The organism is Leucobacter sp. UCD-THU, assembly GCF_000349545.1.
In the GTDB taxonomy this organism is placed as follows: Bacteria; Actinomycetota; Actinomycetes; order Actinomycetales; family Microbacteriaceae; genus Leucobacter; species Leucobacter muris.
Genome location: NZ_KB714604.1, coordinates 381,244 through 408,163 on the forward strand (window position 1 = coordinate 381,244; position 26,920 = coordinate 408,163).

Below are 26,920 nucleotides of genomic sequence, written 5' to 3' on the forward strand. Positions count from 1 at the left end.
ATGATCGGTGTGGCGCGAGCCCCTCCGTCCGATGCGCACTCTAGGCTGGGTGCGTGATTGCTTCGATAAGCGGGCCCGTGCTCGCGTCCGGCGCCGGTTGGGTCGTCGTGGGTGTCGGCGGGATCGGCATGCGCGTGGAGATGCCCAGCGGGCGCGTGTCCCAGGCCGTCGTCGGCGACGAGGTCTCGCTGCACACCTCGCTCGTGGTGCGCGAGGACTCGCTGACCCTGTTCGGCTTCGCCACGCAGGACGAACTCGACGTGTTCGGTCACCTCATCGCCGTCTCGGGCGTGGGACCGCGCAGCGCGCTCGGAGTGCTCTCGTCGTTGAGCCCCGCCGAGATCGCCCGCGCCGTGGCCGCGGAGGACGAGAAACCGTTCCGCAAGGTCTCGGGCATCGGCCCCAAGACGGCGAAGCTGATCGTCGTCTCGCTCGCGGGCAAGCTTCCCGAGTCGGCCTTCGCCGATGCGGGCGCTCCCGACACGGCCCCCGGCGACCCGGTGCAGCGCGCCGCCGACGCAGTCAGCGAGGGCCTGGTCGGCCTCGGCTGGTCCGAATCGGATGCCCGCCAGGCCGTGCAGGACGCCCGCGACGCCGGAGCCCCCGACGACCATGCGGGTCTGCTGCGGGCCGCGCTCGCACTGCTGCAGGCCGCTCGCAGCGGAGCCGGAGCACGCCGATGACGGGGGAGCTCTCGCCTCAGGCGTCGCCGTCCGAGCAGGGGTACGAGGGCGCGCTGCGCCCGTCGACGCTCTCGGAGTTCGTCGGCCAGTCGAAGGTGCGCCGCCAGCTCGGGCTGCTGCTCGACGCCGCGACCATGCGGCAGCACACCCCCGACCACATCCTGCTCGCGGGCCCGCCCGGACTGGGCAAGACCACGCTCTCGATGATCGTGGCCTCCGAACTCGACAAGCCGCTCCACCAGACGTCCGGCCCCGCGATCCAGCACGCCGGCGACCTCGCAGCCGTGCTCTCCGCCCTCACGCCGGGAGAGGTGCTGTTCGTCGACGAGATCCACCGCATGGCGCGCAGCGCCGAGGAGATGCTCTACCTCGCGATGGAGGACTTCAAGGTCGACATCATGGTGGGCAAGGGCGCCGGCGCGACGTCGGTGCCGCTCGAACTCGCCCCCTTCACGCTCGTGGGCGCGACCACTCGGGCGGGTCTGCTGCCCAATCCGCTGCGCGACCGTTTCGGTTTCACCGCGCATCTCGAGTTCTACTCCGACGACGAGCTCGCGAGTGTGGTCCGCCGCGCGGCCGGCCTGCTCGACTTCGCGCTGTCGGAGCAGGGCGTCGACGAGATCGCCCGGCGATCCCGGGGCACCCCTCGTATCGCCAACCGGCTGCTGCGCCGAGTGCGCGACTACAGCCTCGTGCACGAGACGCCCGGCGACACCGCCAGCGTGCAGGCGGCACTCGCCCTCTACGACGTCGACCAGCACGGCCTCGACCGTCTCGACCGCGAGGTGCTGCGCGCGGTGGTCGAACGGTTCTCGGGAGGGCCGGTGGGCCTCTCGACGCTCGCGGTCTCGGTGGGCGAGGAGGCCGAGACGATCGAGGCGGTCGTCGAGCCCTTCCTCGTGCGCACCGGTCTGCTGACCCGCACCCCTCGCGGCAGGGTGGCGACACGGCTGGGCTGGGAGCACGTGGGCGTCGCGCCGCCCGGCGCTCCGAACGGCGCGCCCACGCTCATCTGAGGCGCCGGGCCGCTGCCCGCTCCCTGAGAGCCAGCCGTACGGCTTCGTCGGATGAGGCCTTCCGTTCGTCGGGTTTTCCAGCCGAAGCACGGTAGGCTTATGAAATCTGTGCCTCGCGGCTCCATTTCCGGACCGCCCATCGAAAGGACTCTCGTGGCTCTCGACCCGATCAGCATTCTCATGTTCGGACTCATCGCAGTTCTGATCTTCTTCATGTTCCGCAACGGCAAGAAGCGTCAGCAGGCGATGCAGGAGCTGCAGAACGGCCTGCGCCCCGGCGCCGAGGTGATGCTGCAGTCGGGCATCTTCGGCACCATCGAGTCGATCGACGAGGAAGAGAATCGCGCCGTCGTGCGCAGCGGCACCAGCACGCTGGTCGTGCACCGCAACGCCATCTCGCAGGTCGTCACCCCGGTCGAGAGCACCGACGCCGACGAGCCGATCGCCGGTTCCTTCGCCCCCGACGACGATCCCGAGTTCGGCGAGCGCCTCGCCAAGGGCGTTCCCGGCGAGCCCGCCACCGGTGCCGACGCCGCTGAGGGCAGCGCCGACTCGACCGAGACCGAGCGCCCCGACGCCGACGACCAGACCGACGGGCAGGCTCCCAAGGCCTGATCCGCGCGCCGCGGGAGGGGACCGCGGCACCTTCCACTTCACCCATAGAGAAAGCAGTAAGTCTTGGCGTCCACACCCGCGGTGCGGAGGGCTCGTCGCTCCCTCGTATTCCTCCTGGTCCTCATCGTCGGCCTTGCGGGCCTCATCACCTACGGGGTGTTCCGCAGCGATGCGACATGGACGCCCAAGCTCGCACTCGACCTGCAGGGCGGCACGCAGATCCTGCTCGCAGCCGAGCAGACGGACGGCCAGGCGGTCAGCGGCGAGCAGCTGCAGCAGGCCGTCTCGATCATCCGCCAGCGCGTCGACGCCGCCGGCGTCTCCGAGGCCGAGATCACCACGCAGGGCGGCCAGCACATCTCGGTGTCGATCCCCGGTAAGGCCGACGAAGCCACGCTGCAGCGCATCGAGGCCTCGGCGAAGCTCGACTTCCGCCCGGTGCTCGCCACGGGCATGGGTGTCGACCTCGAGCAGCTGCAGCAGCAGGCCGAGGGCGACGACGCGGCGGCGACCCCCGAGGGCGAGACGGCCGACGCGGAGGACTCGTCGGATGCCGCTGCCGCCGACGAGCAGTCGTCCGAGACGACCGCGACCGACGAGCAGGCCGACGACGCCGAGACGGCCGACGACGCCGCTGCCGACGCGGGCGACGTGGATCCCGATCCGCTGCCCACCGAAGCCGGCGACATGGCCTGGATCACCCCCGCGCTGCAGCAGCAGTTCGACGCGTTCAGCTGCGACTCCGAGGCCGCGCTCGACACCCGCGAAGCGGCGGCCGACCGACCCCTCATCACCTGCGACGACGCGGGCATGGAGAAGTTCATCCTCGGCCCGGTCGAGCTGAGCGGCGATGTCATCACCGACGCGGTCGCGCAGATGGGCACCACCAACACCGGTGCGACGACCGGCGAGTGGGTCGTGCAGATCACCATGAACAGCCAGGGCGCCGATACCTTCGGCAAGATCAGCACGCGCCTCTACGGTGCTGCCGAGCCTCAGAACCGCTTCGCCTTCGTGCTCGACGGCAGCGTGCTCTCGGCTCCCACCATGAACGGCCAGATCCTCGACGGACGCCCCTCGATCAGCGGCAGCTTCACGCAGGAGTCCTCGCAGGCGCTCGCCGATCAGCTCAAGTTCGGCGCACTGCCGATGGACTTCACCGTGCAGAGCCAGGAGGACATCTCGGCGACGCTCGGCACGAACCAGCTGCAGGCGGGCCTGCTCGCCGGTCTGATCGGCCTGCTGCTCGTGGTCGTCTACTCCATCTTCCAGTACCGGGCCCTCGGTTCGCTCACCATCGCGTCCCTCGCGATCGCCGCGGTGCTCACCTACCTGCTGCTCACCTTCTTCTCGTGGAGGCAGGGCTACCGGCTCTCGCTCGCGGGCGTCGCGGGCATCATCGTCGCGGTCGGCTTCACCGCCGACTCCTTCATCGTCTACTTCGAGCGCATCCGCGACGCGCTGCGCGACGGGTTCAGCATCGAGAGCGCGGTGGAGCACGGCTGGAAGCGGGCCTTCCGTACGGTGCTCGCCTCGGACGGCGTCAACCTGCTCGCCGCGGTGATCCTCTTCATCCTCGCGGTCGGCAACGTGAAGGGCTTCGCGTTCACGCTCGGCCTCACGACGCTCGTCGACGTGCTCGTGGTCGCGCTCTTCACGCACCCGATGATGACGCTGCTGGCCCGCACCCGCTTCTACCGCTCGGGCCACCCCGCGTCGGGTCTCGATCCCCAGCGCCTCGGCGCGGTGTACCGAGGCCGCGCCCAGTTCCGCGAGCCTGTCATCGCCGCCAAGGGCGCGGGCAAGAAGAACGCGCGCAGCCAGAAGGAGGCCGAGCGCCGGCAGACCATCGCCGAGCGCAAGGCGGCGGAGCAGGGCATCTCGCTCGAGACCGCCAACACCGGAAAGGAGAGCTAAGCATGGCTCGCTCATTCGCCGAATTCGGCAACGCTCTCTACACCGGCGAGAAGTCGATCGACTTCGTCGGCAAGCGCAAGATCTGGTACGTGATCTCGATCGTGCTCATCGTGCTCTCGGTGCTCGGGCCTCTCGCCCGCGGCGGATTCAGCTTCGGCATCGAGTTCACGGGCGGCAGCCAGTTCCAGGTGCACCTCTCGGAGCAGGGCGACCGCGATCCGGCGCTCGCCGAGGAGGCCGTCGCCGACGTGCTGCCCTCGGCGGCGCCCCGCGTGACCCAGCTCGGCCCCACCGACATCCGCGTGCAGACCGAGGCGCTCGACGAGAACGAGAACCGCGCGGTGACGACGGCGCTCGCCGAGGCCTACGGGGTCGGCGAGGACGAGGTGACGTACTCGTACATCGGCCCGGCCTGGGGCCAAGACATCACCCGACAAGCGGTCATCGCCCTCTTCGTCTTCCTGCTCTTCGCGGCCCTCGTCATGGCGATCTACTTCCGCACCTGGAAGATGTCGCTCGCGGCCATCATCGCGCTGCTGCACGACCTCGTGATCACGGCGGGCATCTACGGCATCTCCGGCTTCGAGATCACGCCGGCCGCCATGATCGGCTTCCTCACGATCCTCGGCTACTCGCTCTACGACACCGTCGTGGTCTTCGACAAGATCCGCGAGAACACCTCTCCGGGCGAGCTCAACGACCGCCGCACCTTCGCGGAGTCGGTCAACCTCGGCGTCAACCAGACGCTCGTGCGCTCGATCAACACCTCGGTGGTCGCCCTGCTGCCGGTCGCGTCGATCCTCTTCATCGGGGCGTTCGTGCTGGGGGCGGGCACACTGCGCGACATCTCGCTGGCGCTGTTCATCGGCATCCTGGTGGGCGCCTACTCGACCATCTTCATCGCGGCACCGGCCTACGCGCACCTGCGCGCGGGGGAGCCCGGGATCAAGCGTCACGACGAGAAGGCCCTGCGCTCCCGCAAGCCCGCGACCAGCGACGCCGACGAGCAGAACGGAGCTCCGATCGGCGCCTAGCGGCTGGTTCGTGGGAATGACCTCTCGTGGTGTAACGTTCAAACATTCGAGGGAGGTCTGAGGTGGCCACGAACGACGTAACGCAGCAGAGCGGCGCGACGGCGCTGCGTCGGCTGGTGCCCCGGATCTTCTCCCGCGGCACCTCTCCCGGCGCCGTCGACCAGCTGGTGCGCACGGTGCGCGGCAACTATCCTCGCGCCGATCTCTCCGTGATCGAACGCGCCTACACCGTGGCCGAGCGCGCCCACCGGGGGCAGAAGCGGCGCAGCGGCGAGCCCTACATCACCCACCCCATCGCGGTGGCCCAGATCCTCGCCGAGCTGGGGGTGGCCCCCGTGGCGATCGCCGCGGCGCTGCTGCACGACACCGTCGAAGACACCGAGTACACGCTCGAGCAGCTGACCGAGGAGTTCGGCGATGAGATCGCCATGCTCGTCGACGGCGTGACCAAGCTCGACAAGGTCAAGTACGGCGACTCCGCGCAGGCCGAGACGGTGCGCAAGATGGTCGTCGCGATGTCGAAGGACATCCGCGTGCTCGTGATCAAGCTGGCGGATCGCCTGCACAACGCGCGCACCTGGGGCTTCGTGCCGGGCGACTCCGCCAAGCGCAAGGCGCAGGAGACCATCGAGATCTACGCGCCGCTCGCCCACAGGCTGGGCATCCAGTCGCTGAAGGCCGAGCTCGAGGACCTCTCGTTCGCGGTGTTGAAGCCGAAGCTCTACGCCGAGATCGAGAACCTCGTGACGCAGCGCAACCCGCAGCGCGACGAGCTCGTCGGCCGCGTGATCAGCTCGATCGACAACGATCTGCGCGAGGCGAAGATCCGCGGCGAGGTGACGGGCCGGCCCAAGGAACTCTATTCGATCTATCAGAAGATGGTGGTGCGCGGCCGAGATTTCGACGACATCTACGACCTCGTCGGCATCCGCGTGCTCGTGAACTCGATCCGAGACTGCTACGCGGTGCTCGGAGCCGTGCACGCGCGATGGACGCCGATCCCGGGCCGCTTCAAGGACTACATCGCGACGCCGAAGTTCAACCTGTACCAGTCGCTCCACACCACCGTGATCGGCCCCGACGGCCGGGCGGTGGAGATCCAGATCCGCACGGTCGAGATGCACCAGCGCGCCGAGTACGGCGTGGCCGCGCACTGGAAGTACAAGCAACGCCAGCAGGGGCAGCAGGCGCCGGGCTCGAGCGACATGGCCTGGCTCGCGCACATCTCCGATTGGCAGGCCGAGACCGAAGATCCCAGCGAGTTCCTCGACGCGCTGCGGTTCGAGATCGGCGCCAAGGAGGTCTACGTCTTCACCCCGAAGGGGCGCGTCATCGGGCTGCCCGCCGGCGGTACCCCGGTCGACTTCGCCTACGCCGTGCACACGGAGGTCGGGCACCGTACGATGGGCGCGCGGGTGAACGGCCGCCTCGTGTCGCTCGAGACACCGCTGCAGAACGGCGACGTCGTCGAGGTGTTCACGTCGAAGGATCCGAACGCCGGCCCGAACAAGTCGTGGCTCGACTTCGTGAAGAGCAAGCGGGCGCAGAACAAGATCCGTCAGTGGTTCACGAAGGAGCGCCGGGAGGAGGACGCCGAGAGCGGCAAAGTCGAGATCACCAAGGCCCTGCGCAAGCAGGGGCTGCCGCTGCACCAGGTGATGAACTCCGACGGCCTGCAGCAGGTCGCGCTGCAGCTGCGGTACGCCGACGTGACCGCCCTCTATGCCGCGGTGGGAGCAGGGCACGTGTCGGCCCAGTCGGTGGTCGAGAAGGTCACCGCGCTGCTGTTCGACGAGCAGACCTCGACAGAACCCGCCCTCGCGACGCTGCCCATCATCGAGGCGCCCCGCGCGAGCAAGGTGGCCGATTCGAGCGGCATCGTGGTGAAGGGCGCCTCGGGCGTGCTGGCGAAGCTGGCCAAGTGCTGCACGCCCGTTCCTGGCGACGAGGTGATGGGCTTCGTGACGAAGGCGGACGGCGTATCGGTGCACCGCGTGGACTGTCACAACTTCCAGAACCTGCGCGAGCAGCAGGATCGAGTGGTCGAGGTCGAGTGGGCTCCGTCGACGAAGAGCGTGTTCCTGGTGCAGATCCAGATCGAGGCGCTCGATCGCGCGGGTCTGCTCTCGGACATCACCCGCTCGCTCTCGGAGCACCACGTCAACATCCTCTCGGCCTCGGTGAACACCTCCACGTCGCGTCTGGCGATCAGCAAGTTCGTGTTCGAGATGGCGAACTCCACCCACCTCGATCACGTGCTCAACGCCGTGCGCCGCATCGACGGCGTCTACGACGTCTACCGCATCACCAACTGACGGCGGCCCCTCACACCGCGTCGAGGCGCCCGAGCGCGACGCAGCGGTACTGCGCCCGCCCGTTCACGAGTCTCGCGCGGATCTCATCGGCGCCTCCGGCGACGAGCGGGAGCAGCAGCCGCACCGCCACTCGGCGCCGCGGTTCGAAGGCGCCGGGCGTGCGCAGCAGGTCGCAGACGGTCTGGGCGGGCCCGGTGACGCGCAGGCCGGGATCGAAGACGTGCAGCGCCTCGTCGGGGTAGACGAACTGGTGCAGGGCGAGATCGGGGCCGCGGCGCCGCAGCGGTGGGCGACGTCCGCCGAGCGTCGAAAACTCGAGCGGGCGCCCCGGATCGCGACAGGCGCCCCACACCCAGGCGGCCGTCAGCCGCACAGCGACCCGATCCGGGGTGAGCCAGGGGCCGAGGGCCGAGGCGCGTACCCGCGGGGTGTCGGGCCAGCCCGCTCCGCGCACACCGGGCCCGCAGCCCACGAGGCTGCCGCGCAGTCGCTCGGCCGAGCGCACCGCCGGGGGCCAGCGGTCGAAGCGGGGGAGCAGGGGAGGCGCGGAAGCGGTCATGCCTCAATGCTCGACGCCGGAGCCTGGAAAGACCAGGCCCCGGCGTTGAATGTGGATAACTCGCTCGGATCGGAGCCCTGGGCTCCCGTTGTGAGCGAACTCCGGTCGAGGTGCTCAGTCGCCGATCGCGGCGAGCCACGACTGCTGCGTGGCGAGCTTCTCCTCGGCCGAGGCCACGGCCTTCGCGTCGCCCGCCTCGCGGGCCGCCTCGACCTCCGCGGTGAGCTCGGCGATCGAGGCCTCGAGCTGACCGCGCAGGCCCTCGCTGCGGGCCTTCGTCTCGGGGTTGGTCTTGCGCCAGTGCTCCTCTTCGAGGCCCTTCACGTGATCCTCGATCTTGCGGAGACGCGACTCGATGTCGCGCAGCGCCTCACGGGGAACGCGGCCGATCTCGTCCCAGCGCAGCTGCACCTCGGTGAGCGCCTTGCGCGCGGCGCCGTGGTCGCGCTGCTCGAGGATGGGGGCGGCCTCGTCGAGCAGGGACTGCTTGGCGGTGAGGTTCGCCGTGTACTCCTCGTTGGTCTGAGCGGCCTCGGCGGCCTTCGCCTCGTAGAGCACGTCGCCGGCCGCCTTGAACCGGGCCCAGAGCTGATCGTCGAGCTTGCGGCTCGCGCGGCCCGCCGCCTTCCAGTCGTCGAGCAGGGCGCGGTAGGCCGGAATGCCCTCGACGCCCTTCGGCGCGAGCGCCTCGGCTGCGGAGATGATGCGCTCCTTGCGCTGCTTCACCTCTTTGTTGTTGGCGTCCATCTGGGCGAAGTGCGAGCGGCGCGCCGAGTCGAACGTCTGCCGCGCGGTGCGGAAGCGCTTCCAGAGGGCGTCGGCCTGCGGCTTCGGGATCTGGGGCCCGCTGCGCTGGGCGGTCTGCCAGTCGGTGAAGAGCTGCTCGAAGGCGTGGCTCGTGTCCTTCCAGCGAATCGAGGACTCGGGCTGGGCGGCGAGACGCTCGGCCTCGGCGACGATGGCCTCCCGCTTGGCGACGGCCTCCTGTCGGGCGGCCTCGCGCTCGGCCTGCTGCTTCTCACCGAGCTCTGCGGTCTTCTCGCCGAGCTTCTCGACGCGCGCGCGGAGGGCGGCGATGTCGCCGACGGCGGCGGGCTCGACGAGCTGCTCGCGCAGCTTCGCGACGGTGTCGGCCGCGGAGGCATCGGCGGTGCCGCGGGCGATGCGGGCCTCGAGCAGCACGATCTGCCCTTCGAGGTCGGCGTACTTGCGGGTGAAGTAGGCCAGGGCCTCTTCGGGCGTGCCGTCGGGGAACGAGCCGACCACACGTTCGCCGTCACCCTCGCGAACGTAGACGGTGCGGTCGTCGTCGACTCGGCCCCAGGGCGTTTCGTTGGTCGCTTCGCTCAAGGTTCTGCTCACCTGTCGTGTGGGGCCGGGGTCGCCGACCATAACGGAATAGACCCCTCCACTATGCCACAGCCGGGTTTGCCCGGCTCGTCGGGGCTCGACTCGGGCGCGAATGTCAGAGGCGCTGGGTAGCATGGCCACGTGGAAACGAACGCCGCTCCCTCGCACACGGCGCCGCTCGCGGTGCGCATGCGGCCCCGCTCGCTCGACGAGGTGGTGGGGCAGCAGCATCTGCTGCGCCCGGGATCGCCGCTGCGCACCCTCGCCTCCGACTCAGAGGGCGGCGGCGGCGCGGTGTCGGTCATCCTCTGGGGGCCGCCCGGCACGGGCAAGACCACCCTGGCGCAGGCGATCGCGCACTCGAGCGGCCGCCGCTTCGTCGAGCTCTCGGCGGTCACCGCCGGTATCAAAGACGTGCGTACGGTCATGGAGCGGGCGCTGAACGACCGCGACCTCTACGGCATCGCGACCGTGCTCTTCCTCGACGAGATCCACCGCTTCACGAAGGCCCAGCAGGACGCGCTGCTGCCCGGCGTCGAGAACGGCTGGGTGACGCTCGTGGCGGCCACGACCGAGAACCCCTCGTTCTCGGTGATCAGTCCGCTGCTCTCGCGTTCGCTGCTGCTCACCCTCGAACCGCTCGACGACGCCGATCTGCGTCGCCTGCTCGAGCGGGCGATCGCCGATCCCCGCGGGCTCGGCGGGGCGGTCGACGCCGACGACGAGGCCCTCGATGCGCTCGTGCAGCTCGCCTCGGGCGACGCCAGGCGGGCGCTCACCGCGCTCGAGGCCTCCGCCGCCTCGGCCCTCGCCGGCGGCGGGGCGGTGCAGCATGAGGAGCAGGCGGGGGCGGACGGGCATCCGGCCCGTGCCGGCGAGGAGGGGGAGTCGGACGCCGGCGAAGGCGACGCGTCCGCAGCTGCCGATGCGGGCGAGGATGCCTGGGCAGACGCAGATGCCGTGGCGGACGCGGGTGCCGAGGCTGATTCGGCGAGCGGGGCGCGTGCGGGGGAGGGCGCAGCAGGAGCAGCGGGATCGGGAGCCGAGAAGCCCGCCCGCCCGCGGCTGACGCCCGAGATCGTGTCTGCAGCGGTAGATCGCGCGCTGCTGCGCTACGACCGCAACGGAGACCAGCACTACGACGTCATCAGCGCCTTCATCAAGTCGCTGCGCGGCTCCGACCCCGACGCCGCGGTGCACTATCTCGCACGCATGATCGAGGCCGGCGAAGATCCCAGGTTCATCGCGCGCCGACTGATGGTGCACGCGGCCGAAGACGTGGGGCTCGCCGACCCGCAGGCGCTGCCGATCGCGGTCGCAGCGGCCGAGGCGACCCAGCTCATCGGCCTGCCCGAGGCCCGCATCCCGCTCGCCGAGGCCACCATCTACATCGCCACGGCGCCCAAGTCGAACGCGGTCATCACGGCGATCGACTCGGCGATCGCAGATGTGAAGGCCGGCCGCTTCGGCCTGGTGCCGAAGCACCTGCGCGACGCCCACTACCCGGGGGCGAAACGGCTCGGCCACGGCAAGGGCTACGTCTACCCCCACAGCGACCCGCGGGGCGTCTCGCGTCAGCAGTACCTTCCCGACGAGCTGATCGACCGCGTCTACTACGCGCCGACCCAGCACGGCAACGAGCGCGAGATCTCGGATCGCCTCGAGAAGATCCGCCGCATCACGCGGGGCGGCTGATCCTCCGCTCACGAGCAGTTCGTGCCGCGAACCGCGCCGAGAGATCTGATAAGCTAGTCGCTGGCCAACACCACTGCCGCGCACGGCTGCGCGCGGAGAGCAGGTGGCAGTCGCCCTGTAGCCGGGTTTCTGCACTGGTCGTTCCCTCACCGAAGACGGTTTGCTGCGTCGCGTGCATTGCGAGCGAGAGCTCGTGAATGCGGGCGCAGCGTGGCCGAGAGAACACAGGGCTCGATCCCGAGCCCGCACCCCGCACAGAAACCCGAAAGGACCCACGTGTCGACTACGTCGCGTACCCGTTCCAAGACTCGCCTGAGCCGCTCGCTCGGCATCGCCCTCACGCCGAAGGCCGCGCGCTACCTCGAGAAGCGCCCCTACGGCCCCGGTCAGCACGGCCGCACCAAGCGCAAGAGCGACAGCGACTACGCCGTCCGCCTGCGCGAGAAGCAGCGTCTGCGGGCCCAGTACGGCATCCGCGAGAAGCAGCTCGTCATCGCCTTCAAGGAGGCCCGTCGCCAGGACGGCCTGACCGGTGAGAACCTGGTCGAGCTGCTCGAGATGCGCCTCGACGCGCTCGTGCTGCGCGCCGGCTTCGCCCGCACCACCGCGCAGGCCCGCCAGCTCGTGGTGCACCGCCACATCCTCGTCGACGGCAAGATCGTCGACCGTCCCTCCTTCCGCGTGAAGCCGGGTCAGCTCATCCACGTCAAGGAGCGCTCCGAGGGCCTCGAGCCCTTCCAGGTCGCCGCTGCCGGCGGTCACGCCGAGGTGCTGCCGAACGTTCCCGGTTACCTCGAGGTCGAGCTCGACAAGCTCCAGGCCCGCCTCGTGCGTCGCCCGAAGCGCGCCGAGGTCCCCGTGACCTGCGAGGTTCAGCTCGTGGTCGAGTACTACTCGGGCCGCTGAGCACCGAGCACCACACGCCGAAGGGGCGTCGGAGAGATCCGGCGCCCCTTCGGCGTTCCCACGGGTCGCAGAGCCTCCGTCGGGGGCTACCGCTAAGCTTGAGGGGTGCTTCCCGCGCCCGGCCGACCGGCCGCGGTCGAACGCCGCTAGGAGGAATGGAAACATGCGCAAACTGCTGTGGCTCATGAGCGGAGTGGTGCTGGGGTTCATCGCCGCGCACTTCGTCAACCAGACGCCCGAGGGGCGCCGTTTCTTCGCCCGGGTCAACCGCGGCGTCGACGAGCTGAACCGCGCCTTCGTCACCGGCTACCGCGAGGCGGAGGCCGAGGCCGACGAACTGCTCGACGACGTCGAGGCCGCGCTGCGCAAGCTGCGCGAGCAGCGCTGATCCAGCCCCACGAACACCGACCAGAAGGATCCCCACCGGATGCAGACCGCTGAAATCCACCGCCGCTGGCTCGACTTCTTCGAGAAGCGAGGGCACACCGTCGTGCCCTCGGCGTCGCTCGTCAGCGACGACCCCAGCCTCATGTTCACGGTCGCGGGCATGGTGCCGTTCGTGCCCTACCTCTCCGGCCTCGTTCCCGCGCCCTACCCGCGCGCGACGAGCGTGCAGAAGTGCATCCGCACGAACGACATCGAAGAGGTCGGCCGCACCCCGCGCCACGGCACCTTCTTCCAGATGTGCGGCAACTTCTCCTTCGGCGACTACTTCAAGGAGGAGGCGATCGGCTTCGCCTGGGAGCTGCTCACCACGAGCGAGGCGGACGGCGGGCTCGGCTTCGACCCGAAGGATCTCTGGGTCACCGTCTACGAAGACGACGACGAGGCCCTCGCGCTGTGGAAGCGGCTCTCGACGCTGCCCGACGAGCGCATCCAGCGGCTCGGCAAGGACACCAACTACTGGTCGACCGGTCAGCCCGGCCCCGCCGGCCCGTGCTCGGAGATCTTCTACGACCTCGGGCCCGAGTACGGCGTCGACGGCGGCCCCGCCACCGACGACGACCGTTACGTCGAGATCTGGAACCTGGTGTTCATGCAGTACCAGATCACCGATGTGACGTCGAAGACCGACTTCACGATCGTGGGCGAGCTGCCGAACAAGAACATCGACACGGGCATGGGGCTCGAGCGCGTCGCCTTCATCAAGCAGGGCGTGCAGAACATGTACGAGATCGACCAGGTGCGGCCGGTGCTCGATCGCGCGGCCGAGCTCGCCGGCAAGACCTACGGCGAGAACCACGCCGACGACGTGCGACTGCGCGTCATCGCCGACCACGTGCGCAGCGGCCTCATGCTCATCGCCGACGGCGTCACGCCGTCGAACGAGGGCCGCGGCTACATTCTGCGCCGCCTGCTGCGCCGGGTGATCCTCTCGATGCGGCTGCTCGGTTTCGACGGGCCCAGCTTCGCCGAACTCTTCCCCGTCTCCCGCGACGCGATGAAGGCCGCGTATCCCGAGGTCGAGCGCGACTTCGAGTTCATCTCGCGCGCGGCCTACGCCGAGGAGAAGACCTTCCTGCGCACGCTCGCCTCGGGCATCCAGATCCTCGACGCCGCCGTCGACAGCGCGAAGGGCGCCGGCGCCGACGTTCCCGGCGACACCGCGTTCCTGCTGCACGACACCCACGGTTTCCCGATCGAGCTCACGCTCGAGATCGCCGAGGAAGCGGGGGTGCAGGTCGACCGGGGGGTCTTCGTCGAGCTCATGCAGGAGCAGCGCGACCGCGCGAAGGCCGACGCCAAGGCGAAGAAGGGTCAGCGGGCCGACCTCTCGGTCTACAAGGAGCTGCGCGGACTCGGCGAGACCGCCTTCGTCGGATACGACGAGCTGATCCACGAGAGCCGCGTGCTCGGCATCGTCGTCGACGGCGCGCCGGCGCCCGAGGCGCGCGAGGGCCAGCTGGCCGAGATCGTGCTGGCCGAGACGTCGCTGTGGGCCGAGTCGGGCGGGCAGGATTCCGACCAGGGCATCATCATCGGCGACGGCTTCGAAGCCGAGGTGCTCGACGTGCAGAAGCCGGTGCCGGGCCTGATCGTGCACACCGTCAAGGTGACGATCGGCACCATCGGTCTCGATGCGCGCGCCGAGACCCGCGTCGACGCCGACTACCGCCGGGGCGCCACGCAGGCCCACTCGGGCACCCACATCGTGCATGCCGCGCTGCGCGACGTGCTGGGTCCGAACGCCCACCAGGCCGGCTCGTACAACAAGGCCGGCTACCTGCGGCTCGACTTCACCCACAGCGACGCCCTCTCGACCGAGACGAAGAGCGAGATCGAGGAGATCTCGAACCTCGCGATCCGCAGCGACTACGAGGTGGTCACCCGCGAGATGCCCCTCGACGAGGCGAAGGCGATGGGCGCGATGGCGCTCTTCGGCGAGAAGTACGGCGACCGCGTGCGCGTCGTCGATATCGGCGGTCCGTGGTCGCGCGAGCTCTGCGCGGGCACCCACGTGTCGAGTGCGGCCGAGGTGGGCATGATCAGTCTCGTCTCGGAGAGCTCGGTCGGCTCGACGAACCGCCGCGTCGAGTCTCTCGTCGGCATCGAGGCGTTCCGCAACTTCGCCGCCGAGCGGGCCATCGTGCAGCAGCTCACCAGCGGGCTGAAGGTGCCGCGGGCCGAGCTCGTCACGAAGGTGCAGGATCTCGGCGCCCAGCTGCGGGCGGCCGAGAAGAAGGTCGCCGCGCTCGAGGCCGAGAAGCTGGGCCAGCGCGTGCCCGAGCTGCTTGCGGGCGCCCGTGATCTCGACGGGGTGCGAGCGGTGCTCGGCTCGCTCGGCTCGGTCGGATCGGCCGACGACGTTCGCGCGCTCGTGCTGCAGCTGCGGGATCGGCTCGCCGCCGAGGCGGGCGTCGTAGCGCTCGCGGGGGAGGCCGGCGGCAAGCCCGTCGTCATCGCGGCGACCACTCAGGGCGCCCGCGATCGCGGCGTGCGCGCGGGCGACCTCGCGAAGCTCGGGGCGAAGGTGCTCGGCGGCGGCGGCGGCGGCAAGCCCGACCTCGCGCAGGGCGGCGGCACCGACCCCGCGAAGATCGACGACGCGCTCGCCGAGATCCGGCGACACCTGGGCGGCTGATGCGCATCGGCGTGCGACTCGGCGTCGACGTGGGCAAGGCCCGCGTCGGCGTCGCCCGCAGCGACCCCCACGGCATGCTGGCCACCCCGGTCGAGACGGTGCCGCGCGACCTCGGCGGCGACGCCGACCTCGTGCGCATCGCGCAGATCGCGGCCGACCTCGATGCGGTCGAGGTGATCGTGGGCCTGCCGCTGAACCTGCGGGGCGAGCGCACCCCCTCGACCGACGACGCCGCGGCCTTCGCCGAGCGCCTCGCCTCGAGGCTCGACGGCGACGGCGTGCCAGTGCGCCTCGTCGACGAGCGGCTCTCGACCGTCTCCGCGCAGGGCCAGCTGCGGCAGGCGGGCAAGAAGACGAAGCAGAGCCGGTCGATCATCGACCAGGCCGCGGCGGTGGTGATCCTGCAGCACGGGCTCGACGTCGAGCGCGCCCGCGGCGAGGCCCCCGGACACGCGGTCGCAATCCCTGAGCCCCCCGAGGAGGAGACTCGAACATGAACGCTCGCACGCGCGAGGACGCCCGCCGCACCGGCCGGAGAGTCCTCATCTCGCTGCTCGTCGCCCTGCTGCTGCTCGGCGGTCTCGCCGGCGCCGGAGCCTACCTCTGGTCGCACTACGGCGAGCAGGTCTCGCTGGCCATGGGCTGGACCACGAACGACTACGACGACGGCGACCAGGGCGACGAGGTCTCGGTCACCGTTCGCGCGGGCGAGATCGGAACCGACATCTCCGCCTCGCTGGAGGAGGCCGGCGTGGTGAAGACCTCGGACGCGTTCACCGAACTGCTGCTCGCGCAGCAGCCCCAGGTCGAGTTCCAGCCCGGCATCTACACCCTGCGCGAGCGGATGAGCTCGCAGGCCGCCCTCGACGCCATGCAGGATCCGGCGAACCTCCGGCAGCTGAGCGCAACGATCCCGGAGGGGCTCACGATCGAGGGCACGCTCGAACGGCTCTCGCAGGGATCCGGCATCCCCTACGAGGAGTTCGCCGCGGCCGCCGTCGACCCCACGGTGTTCGGCCTTCCCGAGGGCGTGCCGTCGCTCGAGGGCTGGCTGTTCCCGGCGACCTACGAGTTCCAGCCCGAGATGACGGCGCACGACATCATCGCCCTGCTGGTGAGCCACCAGGTGCAGGTGCTCGACGAGTTCGGCGTGCCCGAGGCGGATCGCGAGCGCGTGCTCACCGTCGCCTCGATCGTGCAGCGCGAGGGGCGGGACGACGACTTCTCGAAGATCTCGCAGGTGATCTACAAGCGGCTCGAGATCGACATGGCGCTCGGCATGGACTCCACCGCGCAGTACGGCTCGGGCGAGCACGGCAGCTTCTGGTCGAGCGACGAGGCGCTGAGCGACGACAACCCGTGGAACACCTACGTGCACAAGGGGTTGCCGATCGGCCCGATCTCGAACCCCGGCCGCGCGGCGATCGATGCCGCTCTGCACCCGGCCGACACCGACTGGCTGTACTTCGTGAACGCCCCCGGCGGGAACGGCGCCCTGACGTTCACCACGAACGAGGCGGAGCACGAGGCCGCGATCCAGGAGTACCGCGACTGGTGCGCCGCGACCCCCGACAGCGGGTGCTGAGGTGAGCCGCCCGGGCGCATCCCGGCACGCAGAGGGGGAGCGGCCGCCCACCACGGCGCTGCCCACGGCGACCCTCGCGGTGCTCGGCTCGCCGATCGCCCACTCGAAGTCTCCCGCGATCCACGCGGCGGCGTATGCGCAGCTCGGACTCGACTGGAGCTACGGGCGAGAGGAACTGCAGGCGGACGGGCTCGCGGGGTTCCTCGAGCAGTGCGGAGCGGAGTGGCGGGGCCTGTCGCTCACGATGCCACTCAAGGAGGAGGCGCATCGGCTCGCCCTCGTGCGAGACCCCGTCGCAGAGGAGAGCGGCGTGGTGAACACGCTGCTGCGCCTCGGCGTACCCGGCCCTGATGGCGGAACGGCCTGGGCCGGCTTCAACACCGACGTCGGGGGCCTCGCCGCCGCGATCTCGAAGGCCGGGCTCGACCCGACGAGCACGGTCGTGCTCGGGTCGGGCGCCACCGCCGTGTCGGCGGTGCTCGCCGCCCGCGGCCTGGGCGCCGAGCACGTCGAGATCGTCGCTCGCAACGTCGCCGCGATCGGCGATCTGGTCGCCCGATTCGGCGATACGTGCGAGCCGGGATCGGATCGGGCGCTGCACGTCTCCGGCACCGTGGCGCCCCGCACCGAGAGCCTCGTGGATGGAGCAGTCCTCGCCGCGATGGTCGACGCCGACCCCCGCGTCTCGCGCCCGACGCTCATCATCTCGACCCTGCCGGGCCCGGCGGGCGCCGAGTTCCCCCTGCCGGACGCCCTGGCGGAGATCCCGCTGTTCGACGTCGCCTATGACCCGTGGCCGTCTCCGCTCGCCGTGCGCTGGCACGAGGCCGGCGGCGAGGCGCACCCCGGGACGGCGATGCTCGTGGAGCAGGCGCTGCTGCAGATCCGCATCTTCGTGGCCGGCGATCCCGCGACCCCCCTGCCGCACGAGGACCGCGTGCTCGAGGCCATGCGCGACGCGGCGGAGCCGACGGATGTGGGAAGATAGCGGGTATGCTGCGTTGGCTGACTGCCGGAGAATCACACGGCCCTGAACTGATCGCCGTCCTCGAGGGACTGCCCGCCGGGGTGCCCGTCTCGCTCGACGGAATCCGAGAAGACCTCGCTCGCCGCAAGCTGGGCTACGGCCGCGGCTCGCGCATGAAGTTCGAGCAGGACGAGCTGCACCTGTCGGGCGGCGTGGTGCACGGCGTCTCGATCGGCGGTCCGGTCGCGATCCGCATCGGCAACACCGAGTGGCCCAAGTGGACCGAGGTGATGAGCGCCGAGAAGACCGAGCTCACCGAGAAGTCCCGCGGCCGTGGCGCCCCCCTCACGCGCCCCCGTCCGGGGCACGCCGATCTCACCGGTATGCAGAAGTACGGGTTCGACGAGGCGCGCCCCGTGCTCGAGCGCGCCAGCGCGCGCGAGACCGCCGCGCGCGTGGCGCTCGGCGCCGTGGCCCGCTCCTTCCTCGCCGAGCTCGGGATCCGTCTCGTGAGCCACACGATCTCGATGGGTGAGGTCGAGGTGCCCGCAGGATCGCCGCTGCCGCGGCCCGACGACGTCGCGTCGCTCGACGCCGACCCGCTGCGCTGCTTCGACGCCGAGACGAGCGCGCGCATGATCGAGGAGGTCGACGACACCAAGAAGACCGGCGACACCCTCGGCGGCATCGTCGAGGTGCTCGCCTACGGCCTGCCGCCCGGGCTCGGATCCTACGTGCACTGGGACCGCCGCCTCGACTCGCGCCTCGCCGGCGCTCTGATGGGCATTCAGGCGATCAAGGGCGTCGAAGTCGGCGACGGTTTCGAGACCACGCGCCGCCGCGGCTCGGTCGCGCACGATGAGCTGCACCTCGAGGACGGCGGCATCACCCGCGAGACGGGCCGGGCCGGCGGTATCGAGGGCGGCATGACGACCGGTCAGGTGCTGCGCGTGCGCGCCGGCATGAAGCCGATCGCCACCGTGCCCCACGCGCTGCCCACCATCGACACCGCGACCGGCGAGGAGGCGAAGGCGCACCACCAGCGCAGCGACGTCACCGCCGTTCCCGCCGCGGGCGTCGTGGCCGAGGCGATGGTCGCGCTGGTGCTGGCCGACGCGGTGACCGAGAAGTTCGGCGGCGACAGCCTGCCCGAGACCCGGCGCAACCTCGAAGCCTACGTGGCGGCGATCCCCGAGCGGCTGGCGACCGTCATCGAGTCGTGAACGGTCACCGGCGAGCGGGGCGCGACACGGGGCCGCCCGCGTCGAAGCCCAAGCCCGCTCCGCCAGCGCGGCCGACGCCTCCGAACGACGGTCAGCAGGCGCGCGACGCCGCGGCCGACCAGGCTGCTGCCGCTCGCAACGCGCCCGCGGGTTCGCGCGGCCGTTCACGGCGGCGGCGCCGGCGGCGCGGCGGCGCGCGGCTGCCCGACCGGGCCGTGGTGTTCGTGGGCCCCATGGCGGCGGGCAAGACGAGTCTCGGCAAGCGGGTGGCGCGCGAGCTCGGTGTGCCGTTCATCGACACGGACGCCGTGTTCGTGCGCCAGTACGGCCCCATCACCGAGTTCTTCGAGCGGCACGGCGAGCCCGAGTTCAGGCGGCTCGAGGCCGAGGTGATCGCAGCCGAGCTCGCGACCGGCGGCGGGCGCATCGTGGCGCTCGGAGGCGGGGCGGTGCTCACCGAGAGCACGAGACGGCTGCTCGCCGAGCACCCGGTGGTGCTGCTCATGACCACGCAGGAGGCGGTGCTGCGCACCGCGAACCTGTCGCGCCGGCCGCTGCTGCGCGACGATCCCGTGGCGTGGGGGCGCATTCTCGAGGAGCGCCGCCCGCTGTACGAGGAGGTCGCCGACGTGACCTATCGCACCGACCGGGCCACCAAGGAGCAGCTCGCGCGCCGCGTGGCGCAGTGGGCTCGCAGTTTCAGGAAGAGGAGCGACAACGCATGAGCGACACCCCGACCCTCATCGAGGTCACCGGCGACACCGACTACACCGTCACGGTGGGACGCGGCGTACTCGACCGGGTGCCCGAGGCGCTCGGCGACCGCGTCGCCAAGGTGCTCATCGTGCACACGGCCACCGTGGGAAGGCTCGCCGACGAGCTGCGCAGCTCCCTGCAGCAGCGCTACGGCCAGGTGCTGCTCGCCGAGGTGCCCGACGCCGAATCGGCGAAGCGCGTCGAGGTGGCGGCGTTCTGCTGGCAGATCATGGGGCAGGCCGACTTCACCCGCACCGACGCCGTGATCGGGCTCGGCGGCGGCGCCGTCACCGATCTGGCGGGCTTCGTGGCGGCGACCTGGCTGCGCGGCGTGCGGCTCGTGCAGATCCCCACCACGGTGCTCGGCATGGTCGACGCGTCCGTGGGCGGCAAGACCGGCATCAACACAGCAGAGGGCAAGAACCTGGTGGGCTGCTTCTACGCGCCTGCCGCGGTGATCTGCGACATCGAACTGCTCGACACGCTGCCGAAGAACGAGATCCTCGCCGGCTTCGCCGAGGTGGCGAAGTGCGGCTTCATCGCCGAGCCCGAGATCCTCGACATCATCGAGGCCGACGTCGAGCGCGCGACCGACCCCGGGGCGCCCGAGTTCCAGCGGGTCGTCGAGCTCGCCATCGGGGTGAAGGCGCGCGTCGTCTCCGAAGACTTCCGCGAGGGCGGGCTGCGCGAGATCCTCAACTACGGCCACACCCTCGGCCACGCCATCGAGCACGCCGAGCGCTACCAGTGGCGCCACGGCGTGGCGATCTCGATCGGCATGATGTACGCGGCCGAGCTCGGGCGCATGGCCGGATCGCTCTCCGACGAGGTGGTGGAGCGGCACCGTAGGGTGCTCTCGTCGCTCTCGCTGCCGCTGTCGTACCCCGCGGGCCGCTGGCCGGGGCTGCTCGCGACGATGCAGCGCGACAAGAAGGCGCGCGCCGGGATGCTGCGCTTCATCGTGCTCGACGACATCGCCAGGCCGCGCGTGCTCGCGGGCGTCGACGAGTCGGTGCTGCAGTTCGCGTACCAGGAGATCGCCTCCTGACGAGCGCGCTCGGAGCGCTCCGCCGCGGCGGTGTTGCCGAATGTGACGCGCGGCGCGCGACGGCCTCCGCCGCCCGGTAGATTTGATGCGTTGCGGGCGACATCCGGTCCGCGATCCCACATGACACAGGAGTTCCCGCTATGAGCCTTCGACGCCGACTCTCGGGAGGCATCGCCCTCCTCGCCAGCGCAGCCCTGCTGGCAGGATGCGCTTCGGGCGGCGACGCCGAGGCCGCCGGCACCGGCGACCCGGCAGACGCCCCGAAGATCACCTTCCTCTACTCGCCGTACGCCGATTACGCCCCGTTCTTCATCGCCGAGGAGAAGGGCTACTTCGAGGAGGCCGGGCTCGACGTCGAACTGATCTCGAAGAGCGGCAGCTCGGGCGAGACCTACCAGCAGGTCAGCACCGGCAGCATCACCGCGGGCGGCGCCACCTGGGGCGCCGGCCTGTTCAACGCGACGAAGGCGGGCGCCTCGCTCTCGGTCATCGCGAGCGTCTCGAAGGTGCCCGCCGAGGGCAAGAACCCCGCGCCGCTCATGGCCTCCGACGTCTCGGGCGTCACCGATGCGAAGGATCTCAGGGGGAAGAAGATCGGGATTCCGGGCGACGGCGGGTTCGGCATCTACTCGGTGCACCTCGCCCTCGACTCGGTGGGGCTCAGCCTCGACGACGTCGAGCTGGTCAACCTGAGCCCGGGTGACATCCCGCCGGCCATGGCCAACGGCTCCGTCGACGCGAGCTGGACGATCGAGCCCATCTCGTCGGCGATCGCCGGCGAGGACATCGGCCACGAGCTGCTGCCCGTCGACTACCAGGCGGGCGTCGAGCTGGGCGCGCTGGTGTTCAACAGCGAGTACGTCGACAAGTACCCCGAGGCCGTGACCGCCTTCACCGCCGCCTACCTGCGCGCCGTGCAGGAGCTCGAGGCCGGCGGCTGGAACGATCCGGGCGACCAGGAGATCATCGCGGAGTACACGGATCTGCCGGTCGAGACCCTCACCGCCATCGGCCTGACCCTGCAGGATCCCGACGGCGCCATCGACTGGGAGGACGTGGCCCGCCAGGAGGCCTTCTTCCGCGAGCGCGGCGCCCTCGAGTTCGACGGCCCGTCGGGCATCGAGGAGGTCTTCCGCGACGACATCCTGCAGCAGGCGGTCGCGCAGGCCTCGGAGCAGGCAGCGGCGAAGTGACGAAGCCCGGCATCTCCATCCGCAACCTCTGGAAGGCGTTTCCCGACGCCGACTCGAAGGGCGACGTGCTCGTCGCGGTCGAGGACGTCTCGCTCGAGATCGGCGAGAAGGAGTTCGTCTGCGTGCTCGGCCCGTCCGGGTGCGGGAAGAGCACCCTGCTGCGGGTGGCGGCCGGGCTCGAGAAGCCGAGCCTCGGCTCGGTCGTGACGCAGAGCCGCCCGTCGGTGGTGTTCCAGGAGCACGGCGTGTTCCCGTGGCTCACGGTCGCCGAGAACGTCGGCTACCCGCTGAAGCTGCGCGGCATGCCGCGCGCCGCCCGCCGCGAGCGGGTGCGCGAGCTGCTCGACCTGGTGGGGCTCTCCGACTTCGGCAGCTACTACCCGGCGCAGATCTCGGGCGGCATGCGTCAGCGCACCTCGGTGGCGCGCGCTCTCGCCGACGACGGCGACGCGCTGCTCATGGACGAGCCCTTCGGCGCGCTCGACGAGCAGACCCGCGTCGCGCTGCAGCAGGAGCTGCTGCGCATCTGGGAGCAGACCTCGAAGTCGGTCATGTTCATCACGCACAGCGTCGACGAGGCGCTCACGCTCGCCGACCGCGTCGTGGTGATGTCGCGCCGGCCCGGCCGCATCGTGGCCGAGATCGAGATCCCGTTCGAACGGCCGCGCGACATCATCGAGCTGCGGCGCGATCCGCGCTACGGCGAGATCACCTATCAGCTCTGGAACCTGCTCGAGCAGGACGCGGCGGGGGAGGAGGCGGCGTGACCGCTCAGGTGGAGGAGACCCGGCAGGATCCGACGGCGTCGCGGGAGGAGGTCACGCGCAAGCTGGCCGCGGCGGTGCAGGCCGAGAAGGGCTCGCCGTGGATCCGCCGCATCGGCCCGTACACCCCGCTGCTGCTCATCCTCGTCTGGGAGGTGCTCAGCCGCGCCGGCGTGCTCGACGCGCGGTTCTTCCCGCCGCCGAGCTCGATCGTCGAGACGTTCGTGAAGATGCTGATGGACGGTGTGCTCATCGAGCACACCGCGATGACGCTGTCGCGCATCTTCGTCGGCTTCCTGATGGGCGCGATCCCGGGCGTGCTGCTCGGGGTGCTGCTCGGCACCGTTCGCCCGCTGCGCCAGCTGCTCGAGCCGATCTTCTCGAGCCTGCTGCCCATCCCGAAGGTCGCGATCTTCCCGCTGCTGCTGCTCATCTTCGGGCTCGGCGAGACGAGCAAGTACGTGATCGTCGCCATCGGCGTCTTCTTCTACCTGTTCTTCAACACGATGAGCGGCGTGATGCAGACGCCCTCGCTGTTCGAGGACGTGGCGCGCGCGAACGGCGCGACCCGGCTGCAGCGGTGGTTCACGGTGTCGTTCCCGTACGCGCTGCCGTCGATCTTCACGGGCATGAAGCTCGCGACGGGCGGCGCGTTCGTGATCATCGCGGCGTCGGAGTTCGTGGGTTCGCAGAGCGGCCTCGGCTACCTCATCTGGAGTTCGTGGTCGACGTTCGCGGTCTCGAAGATGTACGTCGGCATCGTCACCATCTCGGCGCTCGGCTACGGCGCGACGGCTCTCGAGGGTTTCGTCGAGCGCCGCGTGGTGCCGTGGGTGAAGTACTGAGCGGGGCGCCGTGGACGCGCTGATCGAGGTCGCGGCTCACCGCCTGAAAGGCGACGTGGCGGCCGCGCTCGCACCCTTCGCCGATGCGGGGCGAGCGCGCGGCATCGAGGCCGAGGACGCGGATCTCGCGGCGCGCTGGATCGTGCAGGCCGAGCGTCTCGGGTTGACCGGGTTCGGCGTCGACATGCTGCTGCGCGACCTCTTGCGCGTCTCGGGCTCAGGCCCGGGGGCGCCCGCGACGCGCGACGCGCGGGATGCTGCTGCGGGCCCTGCGACCGGCCGGGAGTCGGCGGTGGACGCCGGTGCGACCGGCTCGGGGGCGATCGACGGCATCGATGCGACCGGCGCCCCCGGACCGCTGGCGCTCGCGGCGGCGGTGAGGATCGCCGCCGCGTCGACGGCCGCCCACGGCATCGGGCTGGTCGGCGTCCGCAACGTCGGCGCGCTCGGCGTGCTCGGGCTCGCGGCGCGCTCCCTCGCCGAGGCGGGGGCGGTCGCGCTCGTCTCGGCGCAGGCGCCGGCGATGGTGGCGCCGTGGGGCGGATCCTCGCCCGCGATCGGCACCAACCCGCTCGCCTTCGCCGCACCGCGAACCGGCGGATCGCCGCTCGTGGCCGACTTCGCCACCTCCCGCATCACGCTCGCCGAGCTGCGCCGTCGTCGCGAGGCGGGGGAGCCGCTGCCCGAGGGCGTCGCACTCGACGCGCAGGGCCGGCCGACCGTCGCCGCCGATGCCGCGGCCGCCCTGCTGCCCGAAGGCCGTCTCGGGTCGCTGACGGGCCTGCTCGTCGAGGTGATCGCCGGGGCCGCGGTGGGCGGGCGGGCGCCGTCCGGCGAGGGGGCCGCGGGCCGTGGAGCGGTGATCATCGCGTTCGATCCCGCGCGGGCGGGCGGCAGCGGGATCGCCGAGACGTGCGCGGAGATCGCGGCGGAGTGGCGTGCGGCGGGCGGTCACGTGCCGGGCCGCTTCGATGCGCTCCCGCAGGGGCACGAAGACCTCGAGGGCGCTGTCGCCCTGACGCAGCACCAGTACGACGCGCTGCTCGCGCGCGGAGCGGAGGGGGCGTCGTGACCGGCGCGCTGCGCATCGAGGCCGAACCGCGGATCGGCCTGCTCTCCGAACGCCGCCGCGTCACGGTCGAGGCGGCCGTGCCCGGATCCCTCGTGACCTTGCGCGCGGAGACGCTGCGCGGCGCCGAGCTGTGGGCGTCCCAGGCGACCTTCCTCGCCGACGCCGACGGCCGGGTCGACCTCGATGCCTCGGCCCCGGTCTCGGGCGACTATCGCGTCGCCGACGCGATGGGCCTCTTCTGGGCGCAGCGCCGGGAGACCGCCGTCGGCGGCGGCGTCGAGCCGCGTGCTGTCGCCGAGCCGATCCTCACCCGCATCACCGGCCGAGCCGAGCCGGGCACCGGCCTGCTCGACGTGCCGGCCGAGGGCGTCTTCGACCGCGGCGCGCCCCCGGCGTTCGCCGAAGTCGTCGTCGAGCAGCGACTGCTCGCCGAGGGCGTGCGGCGGCGGGAGATCCGCGAGCGGGGCCTCGTCGCCACACTCTTCCGGCCCGCAGGCGCCGGCCCCTTCCCGACGATCATCGTGATGAACGGCTCCGGCGGCGGCGTCAACGAGCCCCGAGCCGCACTCTACGCCGCGCACGGCATCCAGGCCCTCGCGCTCGGCTACTTCAAAGCGCCCGGGCTGCCCGACTACATCTCCCGCACGCCCCTCGAATACTTCGAGCGCGCCCTCGACTACGCCGTCGCCGAGCTCGACCCGCTCGGCGGCGCGCCGCTCGTCAGCGGGCAGTCGCGCGGCGGCGAGCTCACGCTGCTGCTCGCGGCGACCTTCCCCGAGCGCATCCTCGGCGCCGTTGCCTTCGTGCCGGCCGCCTTCGTGTTCGGCGCACAGGGCGCCGCAGATCCGGCCGAGGGATGGAGCGGCCCCACGTGGACCCGGGGCGGCGAGCCGCTCGAGCATCTCTGGCACGACAACCGAGAGGTCGACTGGCAGCCCTGGAACGACGACCCCGCGCCCACCCGCCACGCCGACGTCTACGTCGACGGTCTGCGCGACCGCGCCCTCGCCCGCGCCGCCCGCATCCCCATCGAGCGCTTCCCCGGCCCGGTCGCGTGCGTGTCGGGCCTCGACGACCGGGCCTGGCCGTCGAGCCTGGCCTCACGCATCGTGCTCGCCGCCCTCGAACGGCACGGCCACGCCGCCGAACGGCTGCACCTCGACTACGCCGACGCCGGCCACGGCATCACGATCCCGCACCTGCCGAGCACCGAGATCGAGCGCGTGCACCCGGTCTCGGGGGTGCACTACTCGAACGGCGGCACACCCCGCGGCAACGCCGAGGCGAGCGCCGACTCGTTCGACCGCGTGTGCGAGTTCGTGCATCGGGCGGCGCGACAGACTTCCACCCATGAACAGTAAAGGAGCACCGATGCCGGTAACCGAGCATCTCGCAGGCCAGTGGCGCGAGTGGCGCCACAAGCACGTCTCGGATCTCACGCGGCCCTACGGCTGGACGGCGCTCGTCGCCCAGTACTGGCTGCACGAGGGTGCGTCGGGCGTCGAGCTCGAACTGCTGCCCGGCGCCTGGAGCGTCGAGGACGGACGCGTCATCTACACCCCGCCGGCCGAGGGTCCCACGCTGTCCGTCGACGGCGAGTACCCGACGGGTCCCGTCGAGATCGTCACCGGCCGCAATCAGACCTACGGCCACGGGGCGAGCGCGCCCGTCTACTTCGGCGAGTGCGAGGTCGAGACGGTGCCGCGCACGAACGACGCCGGAGAACGCATCTTCGGCGTGCGCGTGCGCGATCCGCGCGTCTCCGTGCGCGCCGAGCAGATCGGCCTCACCGCGTTCGACTACGACCCGGACTGGCGCATCCCCGCCGCGTTCACGCCGGCCGAGCGCGACGACGTCGAGCAGGAGACGGTCGAGCGCGGCGTGCGCGAGACCACGAGCCGGATCGGCACCCTGCGCTTCGAGCACGGCGGCAAGACCTACGAGATCGTGCTCATCGGCAAGGACGCCGGCGACCGGGTGCAGCCCGTCGCCCACATCCGCGACCTCACCAGCGGCCCCGTCACCTACGGGGCCGGCCGCGTGATCGAGCTGCAATTCTCGGAGGACGGCGAGGGCCGCATCGACTGGATCGACTTCAACTACGCCGTCGCACTGCCCTGCGCCGTCACGAACTTCGTGACGTGCCCGCTGCCGCCGCGCCAGAACCACCTCGACTTCGAGGTGCTCGCCGGCGAGAAGAGGCCCGAGCACGACGTTGCCCGCGTGCTCACCTACGAGGCGCCCGCCGGCTGAGCCCGCCGAGGCCCGCCGCTCCCGCCGCAACCCCCTTGTGCC

Annotated in this window: 24 protein-coding genes; 22 read left to right on the forward strand and 2 right to left on the reverse strand. The window is 71.0% G+C overall.

The window, feature by feature from the left end; genetic code table 11:
• The first annotated feature begins 53 nt into the window (after positions 1-53).
• The 6 genes from ruvA to H490_RS29230 all read left to right on the forward strand — a co-directional run bounded on the left by ruvA (position 54) and on the right by H490_RS29230 (position 7,580).
• The gene (ruvA, locus tag H490_RS29205; protein ID WP_031290260.1) at positions 54-683 is read left to right on the forward strand and encodes a Holliday junction branch migration protein RuvA; all 630 of its coding nucleotides are present in this window, start codon (positions 54-56) and stop codon (positions 681-683) included.
• Positions 680-1,699 (forward strand): Holliday junction branch migration DNA helicase RuvB, encoded by a 1,020-nt coding sequence (ruvB, locus tag H490_RS29210; RefSeq protein ID WP_017885068.1) that lies wholly within the window; start codon positions 680-682, stop codon positions 1,697-1,699. The genes ruvA and ruvB overlap by 4 nt, the downstream gene beginning before the upstream one ends.
• A gap of 153 nt (positions 1,700-1,852) precedes the next feature.
• Positions 1,853-2,314 carry a preprotein translocase subunit YajC gene (gene yajC, locus H490_RS29215; RefSeq protein ID WP_017885069.1) on the forward strand — a complete coding sequence of 154 codons (462 nt, stop codon included), beginning with the start codon at positions 1,853-1,855 and terminating at the stop codon, positions 2,312-2,314.
• Positions 2,315-2,377: 63 nt separating this feature from the next.
• On the forward strand, positions 2,378-4,231 hold the full coding sequence (gene secD / locus H490_RS29220; RefSeq protein WP_031290261.1) for a protein translocase subunit SecD: 1,854 nt from the start codon (positions 2,378-2,380) through the stop codon (positions 4,229-4,231).
• A gap of 2 nt (positions 4,232-4,233) precedes the next feature.
• Positions 4,234-5,265, forward strand: coding sequence for a protein translocase subunit SecF (gene secF, locus H490_RS29225; RefSeq protein WP_017885071.1), 1,032 nt, complete (start codon positions 4,234-4,236; stop codon positions 5,263-5,265).
• A gap of 62 nt (positions 5,266-5,327) precedes the next feature.
• Positions 5,328-7,580, forward strand: a complete 2,253-nt coding sequence (locus H490_RS29230; RefSeq protein ID WP_017885072.1) for a RelA/SpoT family protein — start codon at positions 5,328-5,330, stop codon at positions 7,578-7,580.
• Positions 7,581-7,590: 10 nt separating this feature from the next.
• On the opposite strand, the gene H490_RS29235 is transcribed toward H490_RS29230, so the two are convergent.
• Entirely contained in the window at positions 7,591-8,139 is a 549-nt protein-coding gene (locus tag H490_RS29235) for a hypothetical protein (RefSeq protein WP_017885073.1), read from the reverse strand.
• 114 nt (positions 8,140-8,253) lie between these two features.
• Positions 8,254-9,489, reverse strand: coding sequence for a DUF349 domain-containing protein (locus H490_RS29240; RefSeq protein WP_031290263.1), 1,236 nt, complete (start codon positions 9,487-9,489; stop codon positions 8,254-8,256).
• A gap of 189 nt (positions 9,490-9,678) precedes the next feature.
• Here H490_RS29240 and H490_RS29245 point away from each other — a divergent pair, with 189 nt between their 5' ends.
• From H490_RS29245 to H490_RS29320, 16 genes are all read left to right on the forward strand, one after another.
• On the forward strand, positions 9,679-11,184 hold the full coding sequence (locus tag H490_RS29245) for a replication-associated recombination protein A (RefSeq protein WP_051066245.1): 1,506 nt from the start codon (positions 9,679-9,681) through the stop codon (positions 11,182-11,184).
• Positions 11,185-11,460: 276 nt separating this feature from the next.
• Positions 11,461-12,090, forward strand: a complete 630-nt coding sequence (rpsD, locus tag H490_RS29250; RefSeq protein ID WP_017885076.1) for a 30S ribosomal protein S4 — start codon at positions 11,461-11,463, stop codon at positions 12,088-12,090.
• Positions 12,091-12,253: 163 nt separating this feature from the next.
• On the forward strand, positions 12,254-12,478 hold the full coding sequence (locus H490_RS29255) for a hypothetical protein (RefSeq protein WP_017885077.1): 225 nt from the start codon (positions 12,254-12,256) through the stop codon (positions 12,476-12,478).
• 39 nt (positions 12,479-12,517) lie between these two features.
• On the forward strand, positions 12,518-15,172 hold the full coding sequence (gene alaS, locus H490_RS29260; RefSeq protein WP_017885078.1) for an alanine--tRNA ligase: 2,655 nt from the start codon (positions 12,518-12,520) through the stop codon (positions 15,170-15,172).
• Positions 15,172-15,669 (forward strand): Holliday junction resolvase RuvX, encoded by a 498-nt coding sequence (gene ruvX / locus H490_RS29265; RefSeq protein WP_017885079.1) that lies wholly within the window; start codon positions 15,172-15,174, stop codon positions 15,667-15,669. Before alaS ends, ruvX begins: the two co-directional genes overlap by 1 nt.
• Entirely contained in the window at positions 15,666-16,757 is a 1,092-nt protein-coding gene (gene mltG / locus H490_RS29270; RefSeq protein ID WP_017885080.1) for an endolytic transglycosylase MltG, read from the forward strand. Before ruvX ends, mltG begins: the two co-directional genes overlap by 4 nt.
• Position 16,758: 1 nt before the next feature.
• Entirely contained in the window at positions 16,759-17,745 is a 987-nt protein-coding gene (locus tag H490_RS29275) for a shikimate dehydrogenase family protein (protein ID WP_017885081.1), read from the forward strand.
• A gap of 5 nt (positions 17,746-17,750) precedes the next feature.
• Complete coding sequence (aroC, locus tag H490_RS29280; protein ID WP_017885082.1) at positions 17,751-18,947, forward strand: chorismate synthase; 1,197 nt, start codon at positions 17,751-17,753, stop codon at positions 18,945-18,947.
• Positions 18,944-19,672: a shikimate kinase gene (locus tag H490_RS31235; protein ID WP_017885083.1), complete on the forward strand. Its 729-nt coding sequence runs from the start codon at positions 18,944-18,946 to the stop codon at positions 19,670-19,672. The genes aroC and H490_RS31235 overlap by 4 nt, the downstream gene beginning before the upstream one ends.
• Positions 19,669-20,751: a 3-dehydroquinate synthase gene (aroB, locus tag H490_RS29290; protein WP_017885084.1), complete on the forward strand. Its 1,083-nt coding sequence runs from the start codon at positions 19,669-19,671 to the stop codon at positions 20,749-20,751. The genes H490_RS31235 and aroB overlap by 4 nt, the downstream gene beginning before the upstream one ends.
• A gap of 140 nt (positions 20,752-20,891) precedes the next feature.
• Positions 20,892-21,944, forward strand: a complete 1,053-nt coding sequence (locus H490_RS29295) for an ABC transporter substrate-binding protein (protein ID WP_017885085.1) — start codon at positions 20,892-20,894, stop codon at positions 21,942-21,944.
• Positions 21,941-22,711, forward strand: coding sequence for an ABC transporter ATP-binding protein (locus tag H490_RS29300; RefSeq protein ID WP_017885086.1), 771 nt, complete (start codon positions 21,941-21,943; stop codon positions 22,709-22,711). Before H490_RS29295 ends, H490_RS29300 begins: the two co-directional genes overlap by 4 nt.
• Entirely contained in the window at positions 22,708-23,553 is an 846-nt protein-coding gene (locus H490_RS29305) for an ABC transporter permease (protein WP_017885087.1), read from the forward strand. Before H490_RS29300 ends, H490_RS29305 begins: the two co-directional genes overlap by 4 nt.
• A gap of 10 nt (positions 23,554-23,563) precedes the next feature.
• Positions 23,564-24,625, forward strand: a complete 1,062-nt coding sequence (locus H490_RS31240) for an Ldh family oxidoreductase (protein ID WP_017885088.1) — start codon at positions 23,564-23,566, stop codon at positions 24,623-24,625.
• Positions 24,622-25,986, forward strand: a complete 1,365-nt coding sequence (locus H490_RS29315) for an acyl-CoA thioesterase/bile acid-CoA:amino acid N-acyltransferase family protein (RefSeq protein WP_017885089.1) — start codon at positions 24,622-24,624, stop codon at positions 25,984-25,986. The genes H490_RS31240 and H490_RS29315 overlap by 4 nt, the downstream gene beginning before the upstream one ends.
• The gene (locus tag H490_RS29320; RefSeq protein ID WP_238560355.1) at positions 25,976-26,878 is read left to right on the forward strand and encodes a DUF1684 domain-containing protein; all 903 of its coding nucleotides are present in this window, start codon (positions 25,976-25,978) and stop codon (positions 26,876-26,878) included. The genes H490_RS29315 and H490_RS29320 overlap by 11 nt, the downstream gene beginning before the upstream one ends.
• Positions 26,879-26,920: the final 42 nt, after the last annotated feature.

Excerpts from the sequence above, each read along its gene's own strand:
- ruvB (WP_017885068.1), top strand. The coding sequence starts at position 680 with ATGACGGGGGAGCTCTCGCCTCAGGCGTCGCCGTCCGAGCAGGGGTAC.
- secF (WP_017885071.1), top strand. The coding sequence starts at position 4,234 with ATGGCTCGCTCATTCGCCGAATTCGGCAACGCTCTCTACACCGGCGAG.
- H490_RS29235 (WP_017885073.1), bottom strand. The coding sequence starts at position 8,139 with ATGACCGCTTCCGCGCCTCCCCTGCTCCCCCGCTTCGACCGCTGGCCC.
- H490_RS29245 (WP_051066245.1), top strand. The coding sequence starts at position 9,679 with ATGCGGCCCCGCTCGCTCGACGAGGTGGTGGGGCAGCAGCATCTGCTG.
- H490_RS29255 (WP_017885077.1), top strand. The coding sequence starts at position 12,254 with ATGCGCAAACTGCTGTGGCTCATGAGCGGAGTGGTGCTGGGGTTCATC.
- alaS (WP_017885078.1), top strand. The coding sequence starts at position 12,518 with ATGCAGACCGCTGAAATCCACCGCCGCTGGCTCGACTTCTTCGAGAAG.
- ruvX (WP_017885079.1), top strand. The coding sequence starts at position 15,172 with ATGCGCATCGGCGTGCGACTCGGCGTCGACGTGGGCAAGGCCCGCGTC.
- mltG (WP_017885080.1), top strand. The coding sequence starts at position 15,666 with ATGAACGCTCGCACGCGCGAGGACGCCCGCCGCACCGGCCGGAGAGTC.
- aroC (WP_017885082.1), top strand. The coding sequence starts at position 17,751 with ATGCTGCGTTGGCTGACTGCCGGAGAATCACACGGCCCTGAACTGATC.
- aroB (WP_017885084.1), top strand. The coding sequence starts at position 19,669 with ATGAGCGACACCCCGACCCTCATCGAGGTCACCGGCGACACCGACTAC.
- H490_RS29295 (WP_017885085.1), top strand. The coding sequence starts at position 20,892 with ATGAGCCTTCGACGCCGACTCTCGGGAGGCATCGCCCTCCTCGCCAGC.
- H490_RS29320 (WP_238560355.1), top strand. The coding sequence starts at position 25,976 with ATGAACAGTAAAGGAGCACCGATGCCGGTAACCGAGCATCTCGCAGGC.